The following is a 3,877-nucleotide window of genomic DNA, read 5'->3' on the forward strand; positions in this document are numbered from 1 at the left end:
GCTCATTGCGGAGTGAAGACGTGGAGTTGGTCATGACCAAGAAGACCCTCCTTCGACAAGCGCTACCAGGGCTCAACATTGATGCTTCGGTAGTCGACGGTCTCGAAGGGGAAGTCGCTTTGGCCTTCGGGTTCGCTGATGAAGTGACTCCAGCCAAACTTCTCGCCAAGTTCGGAAAGACGAAAGATGCTCTCAAAATGAAGGGCGCCGTCGTCAACGGACAATTCCTGAACGCCTCTGAAGCCATCGCCTTGGCCAAGGGTGAATACCTGTTGCTGGTGGATGCGGACCTGATCGGACTTTCGCCCGCCGACATCACCGCGCTGATTGCACCGGTGCTTTCGGGTCGTGCGGGCCTGTCAATCAGCTTGCGGCGCAATGCGCCCTGGGTCTGGCGGCGCATTGGCCTTGACTACATCTCGGGCGAACGAGTCCTGCCGAAAGCGCTGATCGAGCCCCGGCTCGCCGGTCTGGCCAACTTGCCGAAATTTGGGTTCGAGGTGTTCTTGAACGAACTTTGCATTGCCGCCGCGCGGCCCGTTGCCGTGGTGCTTTGGCCCGGGGTCATCAGTCCGATGAAGGCCGCGAAATATGGTCGGTGGCGGGGCTTGCAGGCCGACATACGCATGATCGGCGATATCTTCCGGTCCGTCCCCGCGACCCGTCTGTTGCGTCAGATCATCGTCATGCGGCGGCTCCGGCTAAGGTAAGGCGGAAGCACTGGATGTCCGTGCTCGCGGCCAGGCAACCCCGGGCGCGGATTGAAAAAGCCGGTCGACGAGAAAGACTGAAGGGGGTTCTCTCTGACGGCAAAGCGTCTATCGACAAAGCCAAGGCACCTCGTGCAGCTAAATCAACGATCCCGCGTCTGTCGCGTCGGCCTGATCAATGCCGCCGATTTCCCGTTGAAGCCTGGCCGGTCGCCTAACCATCCATGGCCCCTGACGGGTCCGCCATACCCGCGTCGTCCAATTGCTCGGGGTCTGGCAGATCGCGCAAGGACTCCATCCCGAAGGCTGCAAGGAAGGTTTCCGTCGTGACAAAGGTATAAGGCGCGCCACGGCGGGGTTCGCGGGGACCAGTGCCGATCAGGTCGCGCTCGGCCAATCGGCCGATCAGGTCGCGGCTGATCTCTTTGCCGAAAATGTCCTTCAACCCATCGCGGCTGATCGGCTGGTGAAACGCAATCGCCGCCAGCACGGCGAAGTCGAACTCTGACAGATTCAGGGCCTGCCCCCCCACATCCGCCGCAGCGCGGATCGCCGGGGCATAGGCGGGCTTGGTCCGCAGCATCCATCCCGCACCCACCTGCACCACCTCAATGGGACGGCCTGCCAGATCCACCACAAGATCCCCGATCAGCAGATCGACCGAGGCCCCCGGCCCCACTACCCGCGCCAAATCGTCCCGCGCCACCGGCGAGGCGCTGGCAAAAAGCACCGCCTCGATCCGGCGCAGCCATTCCCGCCACCGCAGATCGGGCGGCAGATCGGCCAGACCACGGTCGAAAACCGTCTCTGTGTCAGCGCTTTTCATCGTCAAAGCCCATACAGGCGGAAGGTTTCGCGACCCGTCAGCTCGCGCAGCGCACCCAAGGCCACCAGCCGGTCACACAGCCGCCGGGCTGCCCGATCAGACATGAAGTCAAGCGCCCCCGGCGTCAGCGCCTCGCGCGACAGGAACAGATCGACGGCGCGGCCCGCCCCCCCGGCCCGCAGCTTCGGCGTCACCGCCCGCAGCCGCGCCGCCGCCCGCGACAGATCGCCCGCCAGAGACACCGCCTGCGCCGCACCGGACGCAACCGCCCGGTGGCAGGCCAGCCGCAGATCGTCGCCCCGCAATCGTAAATCGCGCGGCCTTATCGCCAGCGACAGCAGCGGAACGGCGTGATCTTGCCCCCATCCCCGGGCCAGAACCGCATCCGCCAGAATCAATGCGGCCGCCTCAGCGCGCGGAGCGTCGGCCAACACGGCTTCGATCACTGCTGCCGCACGGTCCACCGGCGTTGGCCCGGCCGCATCCAGATAGTGGCCGATCAGTTCGGGGGTGATCTCCTCCAGCACTCGGCCCAACCCGGCAACCGAGATCGGCCGCGCCACCGCCCTGCTCCATTGCCGCAGGATGCGCCCCGCCGGGCCGGGATCGTCGCCTGCCCGCGTCAGATGCAGCGCGTCGCGCAAAGCGCGCGCGCCTTCGCGCCGCCCGGCCATCGCCGCGCAGGTTTCCGCAGCCGCCAGCGCCAGCCGGTCGCGCCACAGCGGCAGGGGCACATCGGCCGCCGCAACCAGCGCCAGATGCGCCAGCGCCGCCCCCGACCGGAACGCCGCTGCGTCAAGGGGTTCAGCCGCCGCCCGGGCAATCCATCCGGGCAAGGGCAAAGGCCCCGGCATGGCTTGGCCCGGCTGTTCGTGCGGTTTTCTCATGCCTGCAGCCTAAGGCGTGGCGGCGCTTTCTGCCAGTATAATGCGCTGATAGCGCCGCATCTTTCCCAATGTTGAAATGTCCAATAAGATTGCATTATCGGACGTGCCGGGAGTATGCTCGACGGTATGACCGAAACGCCCGAGAAATCGCCTTCAGAACCCCCGGAACGTCCCGATCGCCATGAGCGGGACGACAGCGCTGATACGGAGCGCGACACGATCGCCCTGCCCTCCCATGTCGCTGGCTCGGGCACGCTCGACCGCCTGGTCGAAACGGCGCGTGACTATGCGCGTCAGGCGGCGTCGGAGAACACGCTGAAGGCCTACACCAAGGATTGGGCCCACTTCGCGCGCTGGTGCCGGATGCGTGGCGCGGACCCTCTCCCCTCGTCGTCCCAGCTGATCGGCCTCTACATCGCCGATCTGGCAGCGCCGAGCGGCAAAGCACCTGCCCTCTCGGCCTCCTCTATAGAACGGCGGCTGTCTGGCCTGACCTGGGGCTATGCGCAGCGCGGAGAGCGGCTCGACCGCAAAGATCGGCACATTGCCAGCGTCCTGGCTGGCATCCGCCGCAAGCACGCACGGCCACCAGCACAGAAAGAGGCCATTCTGCCGGAAGACCTGCGCGACATGCTGGCAACCCTCCCCCACGATTTGCGCGGCCTGCGCGACCGGGCGATCCTGCTGATCGGCTTTGCTGGTGGCCTGCGTCGGTCCGAAATTGTCAGCCTCGACCACGGCAAGGATGACACGCCTGACTCCGGCGGCTGGGTCGAGATCTTGGAGGACGGCGTGCTCCTCACCCTGCGCGGCAAGACCGGTTGGCGCGAGGTCGAAATCGCCCGCGGCTCATCAGATCAGACCTGCCCGGTCCATGCCCTGACGCAGTGGCTGCATTACGCAAGGATCGACTTCGGCCCGATCTTCGTCGCCACGTCACGCAACGGCCTGAAAGCTACGAGCGAGCGGTTGTCGGACAAGCACGTCGCCCGGCTGATCAAGTCCTGCGCCCGCGAGGCCGGGCTACGCCCTGATCTGCCTGAAGCCGAGCGCGTGCGGCTGTTCTCGGGCCATTCCCTGCGCGCAGGCCTTGCCAGCAGCGCGGAAGTTGATGAGCGCTACGTTCAAAAGCAGCTTGGTCATGCCAGCGCAGAGATGACCCGCCGATACCAGCGACGCCGCGACAGGTTCCGGGTGAACCTGACCAAGGCCGCAGGCCTGTAAGCCCCCTGCCCTTCCGTCGAGCCTTTGCTGAAATGCCAAGCTCCAACCAGACCGCTCAGGTTTCAGCTAATCGCTTCAATTGAAATCGGGAACCAAACGCGACAACCACAGATCGTCTTCTGATCTCTCCTCGGCCTCTTCTACCCCGGTCAAAGGGTCGTCAAAAATATCATGTGGCGCAGATGCTTGAGGCTTCATATGTGCAAAATACGTACGTTTTGCACTTTACC

4 protein-coding genes are annotated in these 3,877 nt (G+C 64.8%); 2 read left to right on the top strand and 2 right to left on the bottom strand.

Annotated elements, in window-relative coordinates; translation table 11 throughout:
* Positions 1-5 precede the first annotated feature (5 nt).
* Positions 6-710, top strand: coding sequence for a 50S ribosomal protein L10 (gene rplJ / locus KBA48_RS32710; protein ID WP_292912854.1), 705 nt, complete (start codon positions 6-8; stop codon positions 708-710).
* A 214-nt stretch (positions 711-924) separates the two neighbouring features.
* Here rplJ and KBA48_RS32715 read toward each other — a convergent pair whose 3' ends face one another.
* Together KBA48_RS32715 and KBA48_RS32720 are read right to left on the bottom strand one after the other, a co-directional pair.
* Complete coding sequence (locus KBA48_RS32715) at positions 925-1,536, bottom strand: SMC-Scp complex subunit ScpB (protein ID WP_292912852.1); 612 nt, start codon at positions 1,534-1,536, stop codon at positions 925-927.
* A 2-nt stretch (positions 1,537-1,538) separates the two neighbouring features.
* Positions 1,539-2,423 carry a DUF1403 family protein gene (locus KBA48_RS32720; RefSeq protein WP_292912853.1) on the bottom strand — a complete coding sequence of 295 codons (885 nt, stop codon included), beginning with the start codon at positions 2,421-2,423 and terminating at the stop codon, positions 1,539-1,541.
* Positions 2,424-2,537: 114 nt separating this feature from the next.
* On the opposite strand from KBA48_RS32720, the gene KBA48_RS32725 reads away from it, so the two are divergent.
* On the top strand, positions 2,538-3,647 hold the full coding sequence (locus KBA48_RS32725; RefSeq protein WP_018001705.1) for a tyrosine-type recombinase/integrase: 1,110 nt from the start codon (positions 2,538-2,540) through the stop codon (positions 3,645-3,647).
* The last annotated feature ends 230 nt before the right edge of the window (positions 3,648-3,877 follow it).

The organism is Niveispirillum sp. (genome assembly GCF_017996735.1).
Lineage (GTDB): Bacteria > Pseudomonadota > Alphaproteobacteria > Azospirillales > Azospirillaceae > Niveispirillum.